This is a genomic window from Bacillus sp. AFS073361, assembly GCF_002567005.1.
Classification (GTDB): Bacteria; Bacillota; Bacilli; order Bacillales; family Cytobacillaceae; genus Neobacillus.
On record NZ_NUZU01000035.1, the window covers coordinates 1 to 22514 of the forward strand.

Annotated in this window: 24 protein-coding genes and 1 riboswitch; of the genes, 7 read left to right on the forward strand and 17 right to left on the reverse strand. The window is 40.7% G+C overall.

All coding sequences use genetic code 11. The features are described from left to right. Positions 1–86: 86 nt before the first annotated feature. The 9 genes from COJ96_RS17210 to COJ96_RS28745 form a co-directional block, all read right to left on the reverse strand. Positions 87–1496 carry a CDP-glycerol glycerophosphotransferase family protein gene (locus COJ96_RS17210; RefSeq protein WP_098575044.1) on the reverse strand — a complete coding sequence of 470 codons (1410 nt, stop codon included), beginning with the start codon at positions 1494–1496 and terminating at the stop codon, positions 87–89. Further along, the gene (locus COJ96_RS17215) at positions 1493–2272 is read right to left on the reverse strand and encodes a glycosyltransferase family 2 protein (protein WP_098575045.1); all 780 of its coding nucleotides are present in this window, start codon (positions 2270–2272) and stop codon (positions 1493–1495) included. The genes COJ96_RS17210 and COJ96_RS17215 overlap by 4 nt, the downstream gene beginning before the upstream one ends. 98 nt (positions 2273–2370) lie before the next feature. Further along, on the reverse strand, positions 2371–3087 hold the full coding sequence (locus COJ96_RS17220) for a sugar phosphate nucleotidyltransferase (RefSeq protein ID WP_098575046.1): 717 nt from the start codon (positions 3085–3087) through the stop codon (positions 2371–2373). A 99-nt stretch (positions 3088–3186) separates the two neighbouring features. After that, positions 3187–4203, reverse strand: a complete 1017-nt coding sequence (gene rfbB, locus COJ96_RS17225; RefSeq protein WP_098575047.1) for a dTDP-glucose 4,6-dehydratase — start codon at positions 4201–4203, stop codon at positions 3187–3189. A 15-nt stretch (positions 4204–4218) separates the two neighbouring features. Continuing rightward, positions 4219–5058 carry a dTDP-4-dehydrorhamnose reductase gene (gene rfbD / locus COJ96_RS17230; protein ID WP_098575048.1) on the reverse strand — a complete coding sequence of 280 codons (840 nt, stop codon included), beginning with the start codon at positions 5056–5058 and terminating at the stop codon, positions 4219–4221. A gap of 3 nt (positions 5059–5061) precedes the next feature. Continuing rightward, positions 5062–5622 (reverse strand): dTDP-4-dehydrorhamnose 3,5-epimerase, encoded by a 561-nt coding sequence (rfbC, locus tag COJ96_RS17235; RefSeq protein ID WP_098575049.1) that lies wholly within the window; start codon positions 5620–5622, stop codon positions 5062–5064. 542 nt (positions 5623–6164) lie between these two features. Next, positions 6165–6302 carry a hypothetical protein gene (locus COJ96_RS28740; protein ID WP_180230157.1) on the reverse strand — a complete coding sequence of 46 codons (138 nt, stop codon included), beginning with the start codon at positions 6300–6302 and terminating at the stop codon, positions 6165–6167. A 206-nt stretch (positions 6303–6508) separates the two neighbouring features. After that, a complete protein-coding gene (locus COJ96_RS17240; protein ID WP_098575050.1) occupies positions 6509–6940 on the reverse strand; it encodes an SRPBCC family protein in 432 nt (143 codons plus the stop codon). A 128-nt stretch (positions 6941–7068) separates the two neighbouring features. Continuing rightward, the gene (locus COJ96_RS28745; RefSeq protein ID WP_180230158.1) at positions 7069–7233 is read right to left on the reverse strand and encodes a hypothetical protein; all 165 of its coding nucleotides are present in this window, start codon (positions 7231–7233) and stop codon (positions 7069–7071) included. Positions 7234–7282: 49 nt separating this feature from the next. Further along, a riboswitch (cyclic di-GMP riboswitch) is annotated at positions 7283–7368 on the reverse strand. 242 nt (positions 7369–7610) lie between these two features. On the opposite strand from COJ96_RS28745, the gene COJ96_RS17245 reads away from it, so the two are divergent. Then, complete coding sequence (locus tag COJ96_RS17245; RefSeq protein WP_257148548.1) at positions 7611–8357, forward strand: M15 family metallopeptidase; 747 nt, start codon at positions 7611–7613, stop codon at positions 8355–8357. A 104-nt stretch (positions 8358–8461) separates the two neighbouring features. Here the strand turns inward: COJ96_RS17245 and COJ96_RS17250 are convergent, their stop codons facing one another. Together COJ96_RS17250 and COJ96_RS17255 are read right to left on the reverse strand one after the other, a co-directional pair. Further along, a complete protein-coding gene (locus COJ96_RS17250) occupies positions 8462–9640 on the reverse strand; it encodes a toxic anion resistance protein (RefSeq protein WP_098575052.1) in 1179 nt (392 codons plus the stop codon). After that, positions 9637–10293, reverse strand: coding sequence for a 5-bromo-4-chloroindolyl phosphate hydrolysis family protein (locus COJ96_RS17255; protein WP_098575053.1), 657 nt, complete (start codon positions 10291–10293; stop codon positions 9637–9639). The genes COJ96_RS17250 and COJ96_RS17255 overlap by 4 nt, the downstream gene beginning before the upstream one ends. A gap of 295 nt (positions 10294–10588) precedes the next feature. Here COJ96_RS17255 and COJ96_RS17260 point away from each other — a divergent pair, with 295 nt between their 5' ends. Further along, positions 10589–11149 carry a hypothetical protein gene (locus tag COJ96_RS17260; protein WP_098575054.1) on the forward strand — a complete coding sequence of 187 codons (561 nt, stop codon included), beginning with the start codon at positions 10589–10591 and terminating at the stop codon, positions 11147–11149. A 110-nt stretch (positions 11150–11259) separates the two neighbouring features. Here the strand turns inward: COJ96_RS17260 and gloA2 are convergent, their stop codons facing one another. After that, positions 11260–11646 (reverse strand): SMU1112c/YaeR family gloxylase I-like metalloprotein, encoded by a 387-nt coding sequence (gene gloA2 / locus COJ96_RS17265; RefSeq protein WP_098575055.1) that lies wholly within the window; start codon positions 11644–11646, stop codon positions 11260–11262. A 22-nt stretch (positions 11647–11668) separates the two neighbouring features. Further along, positions 11669–12811 carry a non-hydrolyzing UDP-N-acetylglucosamine 2-epimerase gene (gene wecB, locus COJ96_RS17270; RefSeq protein ID WP_098575056.1) on the reverse strand — a complete coding sequence of 381 codons (1143 nt, stop codon included), beginning with the start codon at positions 12809–12811 and terminating at the stop codon, positions 11669–11671. Positions 12812–13022: 211 nt separating this feature from the next. Between wecB and COJ96_RS17275 the strand changes: the two genes are divergently transcribed. Next, a complete protein-coding gene (locus COJ96_RS17275; protein WP_098575057.1) occupies positions 13023–14405 on the forward strand; it encodes a S1C family serine protease in 1383 nt (460 codons plus the stop codon). 117 nt (positions 14406–14522) lie between these two features. Beyond that, positions 14523–15338, forward strand: coding sequence for a zinc transporter ZupT (gene zupT / locus COJ96_RS17280; protein ID WP_098575058.1), 816 nt, complete (start codon positions 14523–14525; stop codon positions 15336–15338). Positions 15339–15470: 132 nt separating this feature from the next. Here zupT and COJ96_RS17285 read toward each other — a convergent pair whose 3' ends face one another. Together COJ96_RS17285 and COJ96_RS17290 are read right to left on the reverse strand one after the other, a co-directional pair. Further along, positions 15471–16964, reverse strand: coding sequence for a YifB family Mg chelatase-like AAA ATPase (locus COJ96_RS17285; RefSeq protein ID WP_098575059.1), 1494 nt, complete (start codon positions 16962–16964; stop codon positions 15471–15473). Next, complete coding sequence (locus COJ96_RS17290) at positions 16949–17557, reverse strand: transposase (protein WP_098575060.1); 609 nt, start codon at positions 17555–17557, stop codon at positions 16949–16951. Before COJ96_RS17290 ends, COJ96_RS17285 begins: the two co-directional genes overlap by 16 nt. Before the next feature lie 358 nt (positions 17558–17915). On the opposite strand from COJ96_RS17290, the gene COJ96_RS17295 reads away from it, so the two are divergent. Further along, on the forward strand, positions 17916–18209 hold the full coding sequence (locus COJ96_RS17295; protein WP_098575061.1) for a hypothetical protein: 294 nt from the start codon (positions 17916–17918) through the stop codon (positions 18207–18209). Positions 18210–18288: 79 nt separating this feature from the next. Here COJ96_RS17295 and COJ96_RS17300 read toward each other — a convergent pair whose 3' ends face one another. Further along, positions 18289–18732, reverse strand: coding sequence for a ferritin-like domain-containing protein (locus tag COJ96_RS17300; protein WP_098575062.1), 444 nt, complete (start codon positions 18730–18732; stop codon positions 18289–18291). Between the two features lie 368 nt (positions 18733–19100). On the opposite strand from COJ96_RS17300, the gene COJ96_RS17305 reads away from it, so the two are divergent. Next, positions 19101–19547: a DUF6376 family protein gene (locus COJ96_RS17305; protein WP_257148547.1), complete on the forward strand. Its 447-nt coding sequence runs from the start codon at positions 19101–19103 to the stop codon at positions 19545–19547. Positions 19548–19655: 108 nt separating this feature from the next. Here COJ96_RS17305 and COJ96_RS17310 read toward each other — a convergent pair whose 3' ends face one another. Next, a complete protein-coding gene (locus COJ96_RS17310) occupies positions 19656–20153 on the reverse strand; it encodes a hypothetical protein (RefSeq protein ID WP_098575063.1) in 498 nt (165 codons plus the stop codon). A 250-nt stretch (positions 20154–20403) separates the two neighbouring features. Between COJ96_RS17310 and COJ96_RS17315 the strand changes: the two genes are divergently transcribed. Beyond that, positions 20404–22452, forward strand: a complete 2049-nt coding sequence (locus COJ96_RS17315; RefSeq protein ID WP_098575064.1) for a molybdopterin oxidoreductase family protein — start codon at positions 20404–20406, stop codon at positions 22450–22452. Positions 22453–22514 lie beyond the last annotated feature (62 nt).

Genomic DNA, 22514 nt, shown 5'->3' on the forward strand with positions numbered 1-22514 from the left:
GATTTGTCGACAGTCTGAAGTAAGATATCTATTTTGATATCTTACTTTTTTTAATGGAGCATATATCAACTAAAGCGGTACAAACTTTACTTAGTAGCGAGTTTTATTAAATTAATTAATTTCTTCCCGGAAGAGCCATCATTATAGAATTGGGATAAATATTGGTTTCTAATAGACTGATATTTTACTCTCTCCTGATTAGAGTTATAATATCTATTCACAATTTTCAAAAGTATGTCAGGGTCAGTTTGAATGTAATCTCCAAAACAGTCGTAATAATCATAGGTCCGATTGCTGATTAAAAAATTAAAGATAAACACAGGTTTATTGAATAGAATACTTTCTGAAACCACGGTAGAAAGAGATGAAACCACCCCATCCGCATGAGAAATTAATTCATATAGGTTATTTACTCTTGTCGTTAGTACTTTAACAGATTCGTATTGTTTTTCAAGATCCAAATATGCATCATATTTCCTCTTTCCGATCTCCCATGGATGGGGTTTAATGATGATTTGGAATCTAGGATTATCCGCAATATTTTTAATCAACTTATTGAATTTAATCAAATCAATATTGGGTCCAGTTATCACTAATAACGTCAGCTTATTTGCGTTTAATCCAAAACTTTTTAAAAAAGCTTCTTTTTTCCCAGGAGAATAGGTAAAAATATCATCATATTTGGGATGGCCCACTGCCGCAATTTGCTCTGCCGTAACCCCTCTTTGTAAATACCACGTTTTCTCATACTCTCCATATACACCCACGAATGTTGTAAACACAGGCATAAATGCTTCTTCCCCCATTAATATCCCGTGCTGTAAACAAATACTCTTGATCCCTTTTGCCGCTCCGACAATGGCAAGACAACGACTCAGAATATCTTCAGTTGTTCCTACAACGATAATAGAAATATTACTCTTATTAAAAAGGTTGAATACGGAACTAATCGTTTTAACAATTAAGGAAATTCGGTTTAAAAAGGTCTTTTGAAAGTATTCATTTCCAAATGCAGGATGGCCCTTATATTTTTTAAATATCAGGGCGGCATTGGTTTCGAGTTCTTTTAAAATTTTAGCATTGTCTTCCTGGTAACTTTCAATATGTTCAGTTGGAATCCCAAAAACATGTGTATTTTTCGAACGAGTAAGAATGAGCGTACTTTGGGGATTAAACCACCTTTTATACGTTAGTGCGGTCATTCGCGTATAATCTGCATTTATTAAAATTTTCCCCGTATTCTCCTGACTAACTATAGGCGCCCTAACATTTTCTAAAAATGATTCAAAGTAAGGCTGAATCATCGTCTGCTTCATGAAGGGAGTCTTTAATTCTGTGTAAAAATCATCCTTCTCCATTTTTGCCTTTAGGGCATCATCGATTTGTTGATAAAAGTTTGTTACCATCGCAACTGGAATTCCTCTGAATGTAAGCTCATGAAATGTATCCATAAACTCCTGATAGAGAGTCCAATAATTATTTAAATAAATGCTCATTCTTTTCTCACCCGCCTCATCACTTTCAGAGATTCCCTCAGTTCCTTACAGGTTCTCTGTTGCGGCATCAGCTTGGCAAATTCATTGGGTTCCTGTTGAAATAATTGAGCATGGATTGATTTAGGAGTGATAAAATTATATTCTAATATCTCATTTAGAGGGTAAAATGGCCAAAAGTGATTGATTCTCCAAAAGAATCTGGCGTCTCCCAATCGATAGAATTGTGGATCCTCGTCCCAATTGGAGCCAAACTGTTTTTTTATCTTAGGAAGAATGGACTTTCGATGCATAATAGAACAATGGTCTGTCATACAAGGTGCAAGCCAAGAAACAGTATTGGCAGGTCTAACAGCCGTGCGCGTGATTTCGCCCTGTTCATTCAGATAACTGGTTTTGGATGCTGTATATACAACCATCACTTCCGGTTTTTTGTCCAAATAATCTACCATTTTCTCTACTTTTTCCACGTGAAATACGATATCATCCGTTGCATACATCACATATTCTCCCTGGGCTAATTCTAATGCCTGATTGATTAAAACTGCGTATCTTGTTTTTTCTACTCTTTCCTTTATTGTTTTAATTTCACTCTTATAAAATTTTACTCTTTTATCTTTTAAAAATGGTTCTATTACTCTTAAAGTTGCGTCATTTGAATTATCGTCCATGATAAATAATTCAAAATCACCATATGTTTGGTTTAAAATGGACTGAATAGACTTAGCAACATATTCGTGTTTATTAAAACTTGTTAAGATGATTGACACCTTCGGCAAAATTCCCACCCCTTTTTATATCACTCTCACGGATTTTAAATTTTTGTACCAGCACAAAGGATCGAATCGATAAGTTTGTCCATTAAGAAAAAATAGTCTCATCCTTCATAGAAATGTTTATTAGCTTGATATAATGCCTCATGAGTTCCTGCATCCATCCACCAGCTAGTTAAAATATCATATTTCAATGCTTTTCTATTAATATAGAGATTATTTAAATCAGTAATCTCCTTTTCTCCTCGACTTGAGGGCTGCAAGGTACGAATGTATTCAAATACATTTTTATCATAAAGGTAAATTCCTGTTACACAGTAATTGGTTTTTGGATTTTTTGGTTTTTCAATAATCGATAGGATTGTACTATTTTTTTCATCCAATATCGCAATGCCGTATCGTTCTGGATCGGTTACTTCTTTTAAAAGTACTCTCGCCATATTTGGTTCTTTTAGAAACTCTTTTATCACCGGACTTAAATCTTCGTCAAAAAGATTGTCACCTAATAAGACGACAAATTTATCATCTACAAAATCCTTTGCACATTCCAAGGCATCAGCAATTCCCCCGCCTTTTTCATTTTGAATGCTATAGGATAAGTGAACGCCTAACTCCTCACCCTTACCAAAAATGTCCTTAAATGAGGCTATATGTTGTCCATTAGTAATGATTAAAATTTCTGTGATTCCAGCCTCCTTTAACCTATTAATGGGCCAATAAATCATCGGGTATGGGCCAACAGGGAGTAGATGCTTATTCACCACCTTCGTAAAAGGCTCCAAGCGGGTGCCTTTTCCTCCAGCCAGTATTACTCCTTTCATCACTACACTCCTTTTAAAAGATATTCTAATCTATTCAAATTATGAAAAATGTACCGTAATGGGAACAGTTTTCGACGTTTATAGTTAAAAATAGTCAATTTACTCGATTGTTTTTTTAGAGGGATTGTTTTCCAACTCACTTACTAATTTCTCCCACCACCAGGTGTTATCAAGGTACCAATTAATCGTCTCTACAATTCCTGTATCGAAAACATAGGTCGGTTTCCAGCCTAGCTTCTCCAATTTTGTTGCATCAATCGCGTAACGCTTGTCGTGACCTAAGCGGTCTGGTACAAATTCAATCAATTCTTCAGACTTTCCTAAAAAGTTAATAATCGTATTAATCACTTCTATATTTGTTCGTTCATTATGTCCGCCGATATTATAAACTTCCCCGTTCGTACCCTGATGAAGGATAAGGTCGATGGCCGCGCAATGATCGACGACATGGAGCCAGTCACGAATATTTTGACCGTGCCCAAAAACCGGTACCTTTTCGTTATTTAATACTCGTAAAATCGTTAGCGGAATTAATTTTTCAGGAAATTGGAAGGGGCCATAGTTATTGGAACAACGAGTGATATTGATTGGCAGACCATAGGTTTCAAAATAAGCTCGTACCAATAGATCGGATGATGCTTTACTCGCACTATAGGGACTATTAGGTTTTAGTGGGGTATCTTCCGTAAAGAAGGAGGACGGCTCAAAATCTAGTTCACCATAGACTTCATCAGTGGAAACATGACTAAATTTCTTCACACCATATTGTTTGGCTGCATCTAATAACACCTGTGTTCCTAACACATTGGTCCGGACAAAGCTCTCTGGATCTGCAATCGAACGGTCGACATGACTTTCTGCAGCAAAGTGAACAACGTAGTCAAATTTTTCACTTTCAAAGATAGAAAAAATTTGCTTCCGTTCTGTTATATCTGCTTTAAAAAAATGATAATTTTCTTTTTTTTCTAATTCACGATGTTTAGTTAAATCACCAGCATATGTTAATGCATCTAAATTATAAATTTTGTAATGAGGGTATTTATTCACCATGTATTGGACAAAGTTTCCACCAATAAACCCGGCTCCACCAGTAACAAGAATTTTAATCCTTTCCATAGATTTCACCTCAGCTTATAAATTGTGTAAAAAACGTTTTAATGAATCTTTCCATGTTGGCAATGGATTAAATCCCTGCTCCATTAATTTTTGTTTAGATAGACGTGAATTTTTTGGACGAATCGCCACAGTAGGATATTCCTCGGTTCGAATAGAATGGACTCTTACCTTTTTTCCAGTGATTTGAAAAATTTCTTCCGCAAATTCCGCCCAATTGCAATACCCTTCATTCGTTGCATGGTAGATTCCAAATTTGTTTGTTTGAATCATATCTAATAATAAAGGGGCTAAATCCAATGTATACGTAGGCGAACCAACTTGGTCCCCTACTACATTTAATTCATTCCGGGTTTCCGAAAGCCTAAGCATCGTTTTAACAAAATTGTGTCCATTTATCCCATAAACCCATGAAATCCTGACAATGAACCAATCAGTTAATAAGGACTTTACCACTTTTTCTCCTTCATATTTTGTTAGTCCGTAATAGCCTGCAGGATTGGGTTCATCTGTTTCCTTAAACGGGACCTCGCCGATTCCATCAAAAACATAATCTGAACTTATATACATAAACTTAGCCTTTACTGCTTTTGCAGCATTTACTAGATATTTCGTACCGTTCACATTAACATCCCAACAGTTTTCCTGATCACCTTCTGCCTTATCAACAGCCGTATAGGCAGCACAATGAATAATAGCATCAGGTTTAATTGCGTTTACTCGCTCATACACCACCTGGTCATTCACAAGGTTTAAATCCTTAGAACCAAAACCAATCATGTCTAAGCCACGTTTCACCCCTTCACGAACAACATCATATCCGAGCTGGCCAGTAGATCCGGTTACTAGAATTTTCATGGTTTACACTCCATAGATAAAATTATTGTTAGCTTTTGATAAGGGTGGGGCATTTTCATCTTTTACCGATAATATTGGGGTAAGATCATGAGGCCACTTAATGCCAATCACTTGATCATTCCAACTAATTCCACAGTCAAATTCTGGTGCATATAACTCATCAACCTTGTATTGGACTTCCACATCATCCATCAATGTCATAAATCCATGGGCAAATCCTTTTGGAATGAATAACTGCTTTTTGTTATCTGCACTGAGAGTTATCCCAAACCATTGGGCAAACGTCGGGCTTCCCTTTCGAATATCAACCGCTACATCAAAAATGGCCCCTTTCGTACAACGAATAAGCTTGGCTTGTGCTTTAGGATTCAATTGATAATGTAAGCCCCTTAAAGTCCCCTTTGCTGCGGAAAAAGATTGATTATCTTGGACAAAATTGCAGTCCATCCCGGCTTGTTGAAATATTTGATAACTATACGTCTCCATAAACCAGCCGCGATGATCGCCATAAACCTTAGGATCAATAATTTTAACTCCTGGCAAAACAGTTTCCATTACATCCAAATTGCAACACCTCGTATTACTATATGCGGACTCCTGCTATTTTGACAAAACTTGTCTCAAAAAATATTCCTCTGGCAAGAAATTTTTTTAAGGAAGAATTTGTTAAAGGTTATTGTTGATTTTTCCACTCTGTTGATAGGAGCGGAAATCACAGACAAGTTTAACAAAACCAAAAGCAATAAAGGACCAAATAGGTCCTTATGGTCTTGTTATCCAAATATAAACTCAGCCTGCCTGTTTAGCGATGTTGGTGGACTTATTCGAGGATAATAACAACTTATCAACATTAATACTGGTTATATCCACACAATCGATGGAGATATCCACAGTCTTTCAACCTTTATACACAGATTGTGTGAATAAATTTTGAGTTTTCCAAAAATATTGACCAATGGATGAAAATATCCACAAAACTCACAGATTTATCCACAAAATTAACAAGTTTACCCACAATTCACTTTAATATATCCACAATACCAACGGATATTATCCACATTTCTCATTACAAAAGGCCTAGCGGCATGGCTAGGCCTTTGTAATTATCAATTTGGGTCTTCCTCCGGATGGTCACTGTCATATCGATCCACGATTTCCTTTAATTCGCCCGAATCGCCTTTTGCATTAATAATTTCAAAAATTTCATTTAAACCTTCACTCGTTTTCTCTTCATTCTGCTTCATCGCGGCACCCCCTTTTTTTATAGGGTGCCCGATGTTGGTGGAAACTATTTCTATAGGAATTTTGCCGAAAACATTCTTGTCGCATAGCAACTGTTTGAACGAGCCTGCTTTCATTGTTAGTTTGTTCAAAGTCTTGAGTAAATGATGTGCGTAGCAACAGACTCACTTTAACTAAATAGAGCTTGGATTTCTCCAAGCTGCTTTCATTATTTAACGATAGCACCTCTTAATTGGTTAATACCAAACTCCAAATATCCCTTTAGACAGGTCAACATAAAGACCCAGCCTTCTTTATTATCCAGAAGATTACTCATGAAGTCGTCGTCATCTTCTCTAAATCCTTCTTCGGTAATCTCAATAATGGTGCTTGAAGAATCCAATTCTTCGAGTGAAATCGTTACTATATTTCCTTTCCCATCTGTGCCCCAGCGGTACACAATTTTCTTGTTGGGCAAGACCTCGATGACTTCAATAACTACTTCGGCATTGTATTCTTCATATCTAAGTGTGACGGTCTGGCCCTGTTCCCATCTTGCAGCTGATGAGAACCAAAAATTCTTGATTTTCTCAGGGTCCACGAAAGCTTCAAACACCTCATTCACAGGTTTCATGATTTTAAATTTTGTCCGATTGTACATTTAGAAAATCCCCTCTCAGTCATTAACGTTTCTACATGTAATGGTTGTCCTATGGAAGTATTTTATACCATAAAACGTAAAAAAAGCCGGTATCACAATACTGGCTTTCCCTACATATATAGTTTCATTTACATTTTTAACGCGAATTCAAATGCTTTACTATTATGATAACTTGCTCTAACGATTAGCTTTGCCCTTAATTCCTCGTCCAGACAGTCTTGCTTTAATAGTTCATTGTGGCGGTGCTGGAGTAAATGATAGTAATATCTGCACTTTATAAACATTTTCAACACAAAAAATCCCCCTCATTAGTGATGAACATAAATCGCAGGAGTGATCGTGTTCGGTAACTGGCAAGCATCGTTCTTAAAACCTTAGCCCCTATAGTTTTGCGTCACCACTTTTCAATGGTTTTGCCGTTTCGTACGATTTATGTGTTTATTTAGAATATAAGCAACTAATTTATAAAATAAAAGTGCCTTTAGACCCACAATCTATCAATTTTTGGTAAATTATTCTTCCCTTTTTGCAGCTAAATGATAGATAGGCTGATTGACGCATCTTAAAGTTCACACGCCACGTTTATACCATTTATAGGGACAAGAGTTAAAAAAGGACGTTTTAAAGTCTATGTTCCTGTCCATGATGTTACTGGGGTGAATTTATGACTATGTTTAAGATACGGTATGTTTTTCTATTTCTTGTTGTGTTTACACTCTCATTAGCAGGCTGCACAGGGACACTTCATTTTTTGCAGGATGAAGGGAACTTGACGAAGAAAAGTTCTCCTCGTGCTGAAGATCATCAACAAAATGCTGGCAGTCAAGCGGTTTCCTCCCAAGAAGTTATACCTGTTCTTGTGAATAAAAGCAATAAACTGCCCGATCAATTTCAGCCAAGCGATTTAACTTATCCAGATATCCCCTTTACCTTTAAACAAAAGTCAGAAAAGCGGCAAATGAGAGCTGATGCCGGTGCAGCAATTGAAAAATTATTTGCCGGCGCAAAACAACAGGGCGTGAATCTGTTAGGTGTGTCGGCCTACAGGTCTCATGCTACCCAAGCAGCGTTGTTCAACCACTACGTGAACCAAGATGGATATGAGGCAGCAAGAAAATATAGTGCTGTTCCAGGAACGAGCGAACATGAAACCGGCCTTGCCATTGATGTAACGGGCGGGGATGGCAAATGTGCCGCCGAAGACTGCTTCGGGGGTACTGATGAAGCGGTTTGGCTCGAAGATCATGCCGCGGAATATGGCTTTATCATCCGCTACCCGAAAGGCAAAGACGACATTACCGGCTATCAATACGAACCATGGCATCTGCGCTACGTCGGTAAAACAATCGCCAAAGAAATCATGGAACGCGGCATCACACTTGAAGAATATGTAGACGCCACCGTTGTGAATAAGTGAATAACTGATATATTTTGATTTTGATTTTGGTGCCTGACACCAAAATCATTTTTAATAAAATAGGCCCTCGCTGCACATGTTTGGTTGCAGCGAGGGCCTATTTTTTATTTCCCTTTTATCTCTAGTAGTTTTAATCGAAGGTCGTTTTCCATGGATGCTAGTTCCTGCTCGGCCAGGCGGCGCTTGTGGCGGCCTTCCTCTTGGATTCGCATCGTTTCTTCGAGAGTTGTGATCAAGCTTTCCTGTGTTTTCTTTAGGGTTTCAATATCAACGATTCCGCGCTCGTTTTCTTTCGCCGTCTCGATGGTATTGGTTTTTAGCATTTCTGCATTTTTCAACAGCAGCTCATTCGTTGTTTTCGAAACTTGCTTTTGCGCCTCAACAGCATGACGCTGGCGAATTAAGGTTAAGGCGATCGCGACTTGATTTTTCCATAATGGAATCGCCGTCATGATCGAAGATTGGATTTTTTCCACAAGCGCTTGATTCGTATTTTGAATCAAACGAATCTGCGGTGCGCTTTGAATGGTAATTTCTCGGCTTAATTTCAAATCATGCAGACGTTTATCCAACCGATCGGCAAACTGGATCATATCATTCACTTCTTGAAACTTCATTTGATCATTGGTCTGTTCCGCTGCTTTTTTCAGCTGAGGAATCGTCTTTTCCTGCATTTCCTCCAGCTTAATCTCCCCAGCAGCAATATAGACATTCAAGGCATGGAAGTATTCCTTATTGGTCTCATACAATTGTTCGAGCAATTTTATATCGGACATCAAGACATTCTTGCTGCGGTCTAGTTTTACACTAATTCGGTCAATTTGTGCACCTGTTTTTTGATATTTGGAAAGCACTTCTTGAACCGAGCTTGAAATTTTTCCAAACATACGAGCAAATAAGGATGGCTTCCCATCCTTCAAATCATCGGGATTCACTTCATCCAGCCGCTTCATTAAATCGCTAATGATCTGCCCGATTTCCCCCACATCCTGTTTCTGCACATGTTCAAGCATCGTATGTGAGAATGATAGCAGCTTACCTTGGGCTTGGGTACCATATTGAATCATCGACTGATGGTTTGTAGGATCGATTTGCTCGGCAATCTGATAAGCCTTGGCCCGATGTTCTTCCGGAATCACATCAATTAATTTGACAGGTTTCACCTCGCTTGTTTGCTGGATTGGACTTTTAGCCGTCTCCAGTTGACCTCCAAAAGGATCAGCAAGGATATCATCTAATAAATTACCAGTTTTACTTGGTTGAATTGGGTTGTTTTCGGTCATTTTAGCCACCTATTTTCTTCCGGGAATTTAGCGCTCTTTTCCTTATTGAGAGCATGCTTTGCAACATCAATTTCAAAATTCAAGTGATCAATGTCATCTGAAATCACTTTGTACAAATCCTCTTCCACTACCCTTGTGAGTTCATCAAGAGTATGACGGGTTTCGATGAGAGATTGGCCCATCTCCATGTTCTTTTTCGGCTGGGAAGATAGAAAGCTGTATTTTTCGGTCAGTTCCACAATGGAGTCCAAATGGGAAAAATAAAACTGCTCCGCTTGGTAGAAACGCTTCGGTTCTTTGGTTGTCATCTTGTGTATCTTTTTTGTAATTCTTATGAGATCAATTCTTTGTTTGACAGATGAAATATCGCGAATCGAAAATAGGTTTTTATTCAAGCGATTGATTTTCTGTTTGGCTTCCATAAGGTTTTTCCTTATGTACCGATATTCTTTTCTGGATATTTGATGCTTTTTTAAAAAGCGGGTGTTCATCACAATGCCAAGAATAAAATGAGTAAGCAGTCCTGTTGTTAAGGCGATTCCCGTTGCTGCCCAAAAGGTTTGGTCAAAAGGAAAATAGCTGATCAGCCACGTTAAGATGGTTATTGGGACGGCCGCAGATGAGCGGATAAGAAACGACAAAATCGGGTTCATATTTGGATCGACTCCTGACTTAAGACATCTTTATATTCCTACGAATGAATGCAATGGAATGTTTCATTTCCCTCTAAAATATATGCCAAAAAGAAAATTACTTCCATTAACTACTTCCACAATACAGGAAAAAACTCCTCCCCGCCATAGACTTCAAACGGAAAGAAATCTAGGACTTGAGACGTATTTTTTAGGTAGTGGTGGATGTCGAACCCCCACTGTAGGCTTCTGCCCAAGAGTCAGTTTGTTAGATGCATAGGATAGATACAGGTAGTGAGGAGAGAGGAGAATAGATATGTATCAACCTTATTATATGCCAATGGAGTATCAAAATAGTGTAGGAAATGAGCTGAATTTTCAAAGACAATATCATGGGGGCGGAGTGCATCACAATCATGACGAGCATCATCATTCCGGGGGACAGCATCACATTCATGACGGGCACCATAACCATGGGGGACATGGGGGACATGGCGGACACCCAGGATTAAATCTTGGGTCATTAGGCTCGAGCCTGCTTGGGCTTGGTTTAGGGTATTTAGGTGGGGCTGGGCTGGCAAATGCAGCTAATCCAGGAGGTTATGGAGGATTCCCTGGTTATGGTGGATTCGGAGGATTCCCTGGAGCACCTAGTCAAAGTTTCAATCCATACGGCCCCGGACCTGGCGGAGCATTTGGCGGGGGTATTGGCTTAGGCTATCCGACTGGCGGCAGCCCGGGTTACCCAGGAGTTGGACCGAATATGAACATGTATGGGCAACCGTTCCAGCCAACTCCTAGTTTAAGCGGCTATGGCACATGGTCCCCAAGTGAATATGGCCTGCCTAGTCCAAGGTATGACTGGGGAAGTTTTTAATTCTGGCTGCACAGCAAGAACTACTCCGTTACATTTAAAGAAAGAGCAAGACCATAGGTCCTGCTCTTTTTGGCAATTCATTGGGTTTTCACAAACTGAATTAGGAAAAGCTACCGCTCATACAGTTCAATCGGCAGCCCATCTGGGTCTGCGAAGAAGGTAAATTTCTTGTTTGTTATGGGGTCTACACGGACGTCCTCAACATTCACATGATGATTGGACATATATTGAACCGCCTCTTCGATATCATCTACTTCAAATGCAAGATGCCTCAATCCAGCTGCTTCAGGATAGCTTGGCCGTTCAGCTGGGGACGGGAACGAAAACAATTCAATTTGATATTGATCATTCACTGCTAAATCAAGCTTATAGGAATCCCGTTCCTCCCGATATACCTCATTTATCGGGGTGAGCCCAAGAACTCGTACATAAAAATCCTTAGATTTTTCATAATCCGAACAAATTACCGCTACATGATGAATCTTATTTAACTTCATTTAACTATATCTCCTTAATCAATCATTCTCCTAAGTCCGATGGCCGTTCCTCTTTTCCGAAGTGGTGGAGGATAGCTTTGACGATGCGTTCAGAAGCATAGCCATCTCCGTAAGGGTTGGAGGCATGAGCCATCTTGTCATGGGCCGCTGGGTCTGACAGCAGCCCATCTGCAAGATCAAAGATTGTTTCCTCATCTGTTCCTGCAAGTTTTAGCGTGCCCGCTTCAATTCCTTCCGGCCGTTCAGTGGTATCGCGCAATACTAATACGGGTACACCTAGGGATGGCGCCTCTTCCTGGACACCGCCAGAGTCCGTTAAAATCAAATAGGCTCTTGAGGCAAAGTTATGGAAATCGATCACATCTAGCGGCTCGATGAGGTGAATCCTTTCGTGTTCGCCCAGTACACGATTAGCAATCTCACGAACAACTGGATTCATATGGACAGGATACACCACCTGAACATCCACATGCTTTTCAACCAATCGTCGAATCGCACGGAACATATTTTCCATTGGCTTCCCTGTGTTTTCCCTGCGGTGGGCCGTCATAAGAATTAACCGGTCATTCCCAAGTTTGTCTAAAACAGGGTGAGTATAATTATCTCTCACTGTGGTTTTTAGCGCATCGATGGCCGTATTTCCAGTGATATAAATCCCGTCTTCCTGCTTATTTTCCATCAAAAGGTTTTGCTTCGATTGGGATGTTGGCGAGAAGTGAAGATCTGCCAACACCCCTGTCAACTGACGGTTCATTTCCTCCGGGTACGGGGAATATTTATTATGAGTCCGGAGTCCAGCCTCAACGTGTCCAATCGGAATCGAATGATAAAAAGCAGCTAAGCTCGCGACAAAGGTGGTCGTCGTATCACCATGGACCAGGACAATATCCGGCTTGACGTCCGCAAGAACTTGATTGAGCCCTTCTAAACTCCGGGTTGTTACTTCTAGCAAGGTTTGCCGTTCTTTCATTATATTTAAATCATAATCAGGAGTAATTTCAAAAATTTGCAACACCTGATCAAGCATCTCCCGGTGCTGAGCAGTAACCGTAACAATCGGTTTAATATGATCTGGGTATTTCCCTAATTCTTTTACCAAGGGAGCCATTTTTATCGCTTCCGGTCTCGTTCCAAATACAGTCATTACCTTCAATTGATTATCCATAGCGGCCTCCAAGTATCCTTCAATCCATAATATTTCATTCACTAACATGATACCAAAGATTGCTCATTTATGAAAAAATCATATTCTTTCCCTTCCAATGTCACCTTATTGTTTTCTAAAAATTTCTTTGTACAATATTACTTTTCTCGCTAGGGCGAATATATTGCAGAGTAAATTTCGAAAAATACCCAACCTAGGAGTGAATAATATTTTGAAAAAAAGGGCACTTATTACCATCCCTATCAGTTTGCTGCTTATTGCGGTCATGGTGGCTTCTATATTCCTAATCAATCTTAAACCACAGGCTGGCAAAATCGCTCAAGCCCAAAAACTTGCGGAGTACTCGAAGCCAGCAGTGGTTCGAATCGTAGATTATGCTGTTGTACAATGGCAGTTTAATAATCCGTATGATCCTGAAGTTATCGCCATATTGGAGAAGTTAAATAACCAATCTGTTGTGGGAGGCTCGGGTTCAGGGGCCATTATTAGCTCGAACGGCTATATCGTTACGAATGCACATGTGGTGGAAGCGACCCAACAGGAAGATGCAGAAATTGCCAATGCTGCCTTTGAACAACTAGTAACAATCATCGCGGATTATTTTAAAGTCGACTATGAAACTGCCTATAAATATATGGTCCAGTACACACAATACTCGGGAATTCAAAAGGTTTTAAAAGTAATTTTACCTAGCGGAGATGTCCTTGATGGGGAAGTAAAAAGCTATGGTGCCCCAATTAACGAAGGAAAAGACGTGGCGGTTTTAAAAATTGAGGGCAAAAATCTACCGACTTTACCTCTTGGTGATTCAGATAATATCCAAAACCAAGATAATGTTTGGGTCAGCGGATATCCTGCTGCTGCCGATTCGGATCTATTATCACCTGATTCATCGCTGGTTTCTTCGATGAATGCTGGACAAATTTCGGCTACTTCCAAAAAGACAGATCAAGGAAGCCCGGTCATTCAAATTAATGCGGCTGCCACTCATGGAAATAGCGGCGGGCCGGTCATCAACACAAAAGGGGAAATCATTGGCCTGCTCACCTTTAGGGGAGACACAGTCAACGGCCAAGAAGTTCAAGGCTTTAACTTTGCCGTTCCTGTTAATACGGTCAAAGAATTTGTAAACCAAGCTGGGGCGAAAAATGCAAAGAGCGAAACGGATAAACTTTACCAAGAAGGACTTAATCTTTACTGGGGCGGCTACTATAAGCATGCGTTAGAAAAATTCGAGGCGGTTCAGCGGATTTACCCAAATCATTCCGAAATCAAACAATATATCGCGAATGCTGAGAAAAAGATGGGCAGCAGCAAGACACTCTGGTCTGATTACGCCACAATCTTCTATATCGTGGATGGTGTATCTGGAGTTCTCATTATCATTCTCTTGTTGTTTACCTTTGCTTTTAGACCGAAGCAGCCAGCTGTTGCTCAGGCACTGACTACTCCAACCCCGACAACGGCAACACCGCCGGAAACAGGGCCAGAAAATACACTAACAGACCTAAATAACGACGGGAAAATCGACGTCCAAGACATCCTCCTCGCCCTCCAAGAGGCACAGAAAAAGCAGAAAAAAGACGAGGAATAATCTGGTGCCTGACACCAATATAATATATTGGTATAAACCTATAGATTTAGGGGATGTAGCGGAGACTACGTCCCCTTTCTATAAATACGGAATTCAGTTCATGAAGGAGTGATCACAGTGACTGAAAATCTGTTATTAGCTTTTGGGTTAACATTGTTTGCAGGGCTGGCAACAGGAATTGGCAGCCTCCTTGCGTTCTTTACCTCACATACCAATACTAAATTTTTATCAGTAACTCTCGGATTCTCTGCGGGTGTGATGATCTATGTGTCGATGGTTGAGATTTTTGTAAAGGCCAAGGTAGCTCTTGTAGATTCCTTGGGCGTTGGATTAGGAAACTGGTTAACGGTCGGCGGATTTTTTGCTGGGATGCTGTTGATCGCCAGCATTGATAAATTTATTCCCAAGCAAAGTAACCCCCATGAACTAAAGAAAGTAGAGGACATGACGAGGGGAGGAAGTACGAGTACTGGAGAAAAACCAGATTTGTTAAAAATGGGCACATTTACAGCCCTCGCAATCGGAATTCATAACTTTCCGGAAGGGATTGCCACCTTCACTTCGGCGCTGCAAGACCCTGCCCTTGGGATTGCCATTGCCGTTGCGATTGCGATTCACAATGTACCAGAGGGCATTGCCGTTTCTGTTCCTGTCTATTTTGCGACAGGGGATAAAAAGCGGGCCTTTAAACTATCATTCTTGTCTGGTTTATCTGAACCAGTCGGGGCATTAGCCGCCTACCTATTCTTAATGCCGTTTCTAAACGAAATCATGTTCGGAATTATTTTTGCAGCGGTTGCCGGGATCATGGTCTTCATCTCCCTCGACGAGTTACTGCCTGCTGCAAAAAGATACGACGAAGCACATCTATCAATCTACGGATTAATGGGAGGAATGGCAGTAATGGCCCTCAGCCTGTTATTGTTTATATAAGAGACTGCGGTCAGCAGGTGTTGGGGATGTTGGGGATGTTGGTGTCAGGCACCATGTGAATTTTTTTCACATGGTGCCTGACACCTAAATTAATGAAGGTAGCTGCTCCATACTGTCCTTTTATTTGGGCGTTCACACCTCATTCAACTGGATGGCTTCCGATATGCTTTGGTCGGTTATGGAACGGCTTGATTGCAGATCTGAGATGGTACGAGCTAGTCGGATAATTTTGATTTGTGTCCGGTTACTCCAGTTATTTTTAAGAGCTAGTCGCTGTAACCTAGATTGTTGTACACCGGTTAAAGGGCTTTTGTCCAATAGGATTTCATAGGGGATTCTTCCGTTACAAACCTCTCTCCCATATCGATCATATTGTCTGTCCCTCGCCTCCTCCACTCGTTCCCGGACAATTTTAGAGGACTCACCTTCTTTTTCATGTACAGCAGAGTTAAAATCAATCGGCCCTAAAGTAAGATTAATATCAAAACGATCCCTAAGCGGGCCAGAAAGCCTATTCTGGTAAGCCATTATTTGCTTCCTTGTACAAGTACAATAATGCGTATTTGAACCTTCATAGCCACAGGGGCAAGGATTCATCGCTGCGATTAATATAAACGATGCTGGGTATGTAATGGTCGCATGCGTTCTACTAATCATGATCAACCCATTTTCTAATGGCTGACGGAGCATATCTAAAGTTTTTTTCGAAAACTCCCCGATTTCATCAAGAAACAAAACACCACGATGGGCTAAGGATATTTCACCAGGCTTTGGGTATTGTCCTCCGCCGATAATAGAAACTCCTGAAGCGGAGTGATGCGGATTTCGATAAGGCGGCATATTAGATGGGGGATAAGAATTCTGACTCAATTGATACAAACTGATAACCTCAAGTAACGACTCTTTAGTTAGTGAAGGCAAAATAGAAGGAAAAGATTCAGCTAACATGCTTTTTCCACAACCGGGCGGGCCAGTCAGTAACACATGATGTTCTCCTGCCGCTGCAATCTCTAAAGCGTGCTTGGCCCCTTTATGCCCTATAATCTGCTTCATATCTAAATAAGTAATGCTGGTAAATCTCTCGTCCTTTTGTCTTTTTTTAAAAGAAGGAACCCATTGTCCTGAAAGATGTGAGATTGCCTCCTGCAAACTAGAAACATAGATAATTTCCATTGGTTCAAGTTCTAATACAGGCAATTCTTCATTAAAAGGGATATAAAGCTTTTGTATCCCTAGTTTCTTTGCAGCAAGGACAGCAGGCAGCATCCCTTCGACTGGCTGAATGGAGCCATCTAACGATAATGCTCCCAGGAATCCTGTATCCTCGGCAACTATTATATCGAGTTCATGCAAACTCTGCAGAACCGCTATCGCCATCGGCAAATCAAACATGGAACCGTACTTTTTTTGATCTGCAGGTGATAAATTAATGGTAATTTTCTGGCCTGATAGATGATAACCTAATGTTCGAAGCGCAGCAATGATACGCTCCTTGGATTCCTTCACCGCCGCATCCGGCAGACCGACAATTTTAAAGGAATCGTTCCCTACATAAGAGCCAACCTCTACATTTACACGATATCCTTCCATCCCTTTTAAGGCGATACTCGTTACTTTAGCCCACATCTCACATCCTCCTTATCGAGCATGTGAATTTTTCCATCTTCCCAAAAAAACTTTTCTGTGGGTAGTGCGTTTAGATAATTTTCATAGTGCGAAAGGGGCGGATCGGGAAAATAGGAAAGAAGTGGTTGGGGGTCAATTAAAGGGATACTCTCACCGAAGATATAGGCCCGGCAGCTGCTCCAAGGATAATCCTCAGGATTTACCACCATCCCTGCTGAAGTTGGATTTAAATGAATGTATTTACTTACGTCTATCTCGTATTCAGGAGAATTAAGAAGTTCATCACCGTATCGCTTTTCGAACACATGACCAGAGAAATTATATTTTTTATTAATATATTTAGCGAATTTAGTGTTGAGATGTTTCATGATTGTACTTAGCGGGGTTTCTAGTGTTTCAAGCTGCAGGTGGATATGATTCGTCATTAAGCAGTATGTGTGAAGGTTAAAGGGATAACGCTCTTTTGTTTCTTTCAATAGGGCCAGATACTTCTCAAAATCATCATTGTCGAAAAAAAGGGAACTTCTTCTAATGCCTCTGCTCGTAACATGATACTTCGCACCTTTGTACCAAAGGCGAACACTGCGAACCATTGTAAATCACTCCTTAAAAATTAATGGGGCGGGATAAAAACAGGTGGAGTCGAGGGAGATAGGGGTAGATGTGTGAAGATGTGGGAAAGACCGCTCCCCCATACAGGAAACGAAAAAGTATACCACTAACACATTGATTCGACACCACTTCCCAAAATCCTGCACAACACACCAAAATTCACGATATCCCAGATAACATTCAGCACCGCACCTTTTGTCCACCCAGTAAAGACAGATGTCCACAGGTGGTGCCTGACACCATTTATCACCATAACACCATAAAAGATGTATAAAAAGACCTAAAATGTAATATTTATTTTGTATGGCTTTATTTTTCTTACTTTTTATTTGGGGGTGGTTGTCTCTGAACGCGGTAAGAATCATTCAATGGCTGTTGGGTGGATTGCTTCTCATCTATGGGGTTTATCTTATTTTTGGAGTGCAGGAGTTCTTTGGAACCTTAGCTATAATCGCGGCCTTTTTTATCTTTCCAAGCATTGGAAAAGGACCAAAAGGATCTGATAGCAATGATTATGTAAATGATTATCACAATGATTCAGACTACTCGAATGATAATGGCGATACCGATTCTGGCGGGGATTCTGGCGGGGATTCTGGCGGGGATTCCAGTGGAGACAGCGGCGGGGATTAATAACCACTAATACGCACACTCAAAACCACCCTTGCCATCAGTGACAAGGGTGGTTTTTTGACCGTTAACCATACCAATTTTACTTATTTTTAGCATAATAGTACAAAAACCAGACTGCATGATTTTGCTCATCGGCGGCCGCTCTCCGAAATACTTCTTTTATAGTTGGATCCGAAGTACCATCAGCGACTTCCAGGTAAAAATCCACCGTGAGTTGCTCGTCTTGCAAGGCAAATTCTAGTCCATTTAGGTAAACATCAGGACATTCCTCGCTGAGCTTTGATTGTTGTGGCTTTCGTCCGGTTAGCTGAGTATAAATGTGTTCAAATTGTTTATGGTGTTTTATTTCATCTTGGCGTATTTCAAGGATTTGACCTTTCTCCTTCTCATTGGAAGCCAATTTTGCTAATTTGCTATAACAATGGATAGCGTTGTACTCACCATGAATCGCTTTTTCCACTTCTCTAATCAATTTATTATTTTGCCTATATAAAGCATCGTAATAATTCGTGTACGGATACATAGTAAAACCTCCCCCATTTTATCTCAAAAATATCCTACGTGAGACGAGACTCTAGGGTGCTTACTATTCTGTACTTTTCACTAAAAACAATACGATGGTGCCTGACACCCGTTTAGGATTTTACACTTTTAGAAAGAATGGGTTAAGGGATGCTTTTAGAAGTAAGCGGAATTTCTAACGAATCAAAGTACTTACTATTTTTATTGATATTAGCTTCCTAAACTGCTTATGCATCAGCAACGAAATAAATCTCAAACCATATGATAATGATTAGATTATTTACGGACGTAGATTTACTTAGTATCACGTTCGGGTCCTAACTCTGCATACTCTTCCCACACAAAATCTGATAAAACGGAGGTTTCTACATGAAAATGAAGGTATTAGGTTTAGCCGCGGCGATTCTTTTTATCCTGAGTGGCTGCTCCATGCTAAATGAGGCGAAGGATACTCTCTCCTATGTAAATGATGCATCGGACTATCTAAATAAAGCGACAGCTTTTGCAAATGATGCTCCATCTATTGCGCAACAAGCCGTAAGCGATCAGCAGGCCACAAAAAAACTGCAAACGATGCTTCAAGAAATGAAACAAGAAATCAATTCATTCAATAAACTTCAAGCACCGGAAATAGCAGCCGACTTACATCAGCAACTTGTTGACCAAAACAACAAATTAACTGCTTGCATAGATCTATATTTAAAAAATATCCATAACGGGTTACTCGACCCTTCTACCCTTAAAAACACAGAAATTTTTCAAAGTGTCCAAGAAATAAGCAACATCCTTGATCAAATAAAACAACTTGGTCAGTAACAGCGAATTCGAACCCTTAGTTTAAGTATTCTATGAATGTGGTCACATTGAATGGAACTTCTCAATGTGGCCCATTTCATTTTTTGTATTCTCCTAAATAAAATAGGCTTAATGATCTTGTGGTACCTTATACAAGATTAAATTCCACGTTTTATCATCAATAGATCCGAAGGTGACCCGGTAATCCTTTTTTTGATACACAAGCGTTTTCCCTGTCTTTTTCCCTTTTGTCGGGTTCCCCATTTTCGCTAAAATCTCTTCTCTGGTGATTCCAATCTCGACGTGAAACATGTAAAGTGTTTTTAATTCATCTTCATCAATTACGACCCGTCGATTTTTTATCGTATAGACATAGGTATGGATATCTTCGTGATCATGCATTTCTTCATATTTGCCCCAAACTTTTTCGACATCTGCTAAGTGGATTTTTTTATCTAATCGCAGCGGCGTTCCCACCAGAATCCCCTTTTCAAATCCTTTGATTGTTTCTTTATCTAAAACGATGACATTATCTTTGGATGTGTTGGTGTGAGGTATCTCTTGGGCACATGCCGCCATTAGTGATACCAGCATAATCGCCACTCCAAGCATTCTCCATTTCTTCATAAACCAATCCCCGCCTCTCGATGGCCACTAAAAATAGCATACCATATTTGTTCATATCCAAGAATTTGATGTTATGATAGTAGCAATATTAGAAATTAGCATTTAACACGCGAGGGTCTGTCTCACCCAGAGGGACAGCTGTCCACGAGCGGTGCCTGACACCAAACTCCGAGCGGTGCCTGACACCAAGCTCTACACCAACACTTACACCAAACACCTACACCAAACACGAAAGGAGATGGATAGGGCTATGAGTTCTTTTATTCAGGAACGGGAAGGTATTTTTCATGGGGTTTGCCCACTTGATTGTCCGGATCAGTGTGGGTTACTTCTACATAAGGAAAATGGGAGGATTATTAAAGTGGAGGGTGACCCCGAACATCCGGTCACCAAAGGACATATTTGCAACAAAGTCCGAAATATGGCAGAACGGATTTATGATGAAAATCGCTTGAAATACCCGCTAAAACGCACAGGTCTTAAAGGTGAAGGCAAGTTCGAGCGAATCAGCTGGACAGAAGCGATTGAGACCATTACCTCCCGGTGGAGCAATTTAATAGAATCTAACGGACCGGAAAGCATCCTTCCCTACAGTTTTTACGGAAATATGGGCCGGCTTAATGCCGAGGGAATGGACCGCCGTTTCTTCCATCGACTCGGGGCTTCCCGATTAGATCAAACCATTTGTTCCGCAGCAGGCTCAGAAGGCTATAAGTACACCATGGGCGGCAGCATCGGCATTGACCCGGAAGATACAATTGATTCAAAGCTCTTCATTTTTTGGGGAATTAATGCGGCGAGCACCAACATGCATCAAGTCGCCCTTGCTCAAAAAGCCCGGAAACAACACGGGGCTAAAATCATCGTTATTGATGTTCTCAAAAATCAAACTGGCAGATTAGCAGATTGGTTTATTCCGATTTTGCCTGGCACGGACAGTGCCCTCGCTTTGGGAATGATGCACATTCTATTTGCTGAAAACCTGGTCAACCAAGACTTTTTAGAAAAGTATACAATCGGGCACGAGGAACTGCGTGAGCATGTCATCCAATATGACCCAATTACCGTTTCTGCGATCACAGGTGTCCCAGTAGAGGATATATACAAACTGGCCCGCTTGTACGGTGAAACATCACCTGCGTTTATTCGCATCGGTAATGGTCCCCAGCATCATGACAATGGCGGCATGTTCGTCCGGACAATCTCCTGCCTTCCCGCCCTTACAGGCCAATGGCTTGTCAAAGGCGGCGGCGCAATCAAAGGAAATTCGGCCTATCTGGCACCGAATACCGTGCACTTGCAACGACCGGATCTATTGAAAAATAAACAGACTCGCGTGATCAATATGAACCTTCTCGGTGACACGTTACTTGCTCTAGAACCGCCAGTGAAGTCACTTTATGTGTACGGCTCAAATCCTGCCGTGGTAGCACCTAATACAAATAAAGTCAGAAAAGGTCTAGCGCGCGAAGATTTATTTACGGTGGTCCATGATTTATTTTTAACCGAAACAGCCAAATATGCGGATATCGTTTTACCGGCAACATCCTCTTTTGAAAACACTGACATGTACACATCGTATTGGCATCACTACATTCAGTTGCAGCAGCCGATCATTGAACCATTTGCTGAGTCAAAATCCAATGTTGAGGTGTTCCGATTGCTTGCCGAGGGGATGGATTTCACGGAACCACTCTTTCAGGAAACGGAAGCGGTGATGATTGCACAAGCCTTGGATAATCCACGCAACCCTTATTTAAACGGGATTAGCTATGAATCATTAGTGGAACAAACATTCATGAAGGCCAAGGTAAAACCGATATTTCCTGGCAAACTGCCAACCCTTAGTGGAAAAATTGAATTATTTTCTGAGAAGATGAAAAAGGATGGGTATCCCCCATTGCCAACTTACATACCTTTAGAGGACAATGGGGACCACCGATACCAATTTGTTCCGGGCCCAAATCATAATTTCTTAAACTCTACCTTTTCCAACAATCAAAAACATATGACATTGGAAAAAGAGCCGAAAGTCTATATGAATCATCTTGATGCTTTATCGGAGGGAATTGAAGATGGCGATATGGTTCGAATCTGGAACCAGCGCGGTGAATGTGAATTGAAGGTTTCTGTGGGTGAGCAAGTCCTGCCAGGAGTCGTGGTGACGCAAGGTCTTTGGGCCGATACAGCCAATGCCGACGCGAAACAGCTAGTAAACGCACTTACTCCCGACCGAATCGCCGATATGGGCGGCGGCGCCACCTTCTTCTCAGGGCGTGTAAGTGTATCAAAAAGATAAAAATGGTGCCTGACACCAATTTGGGTGTCAGGCACCAACTTAAACTTAAAATTAAACTTAAA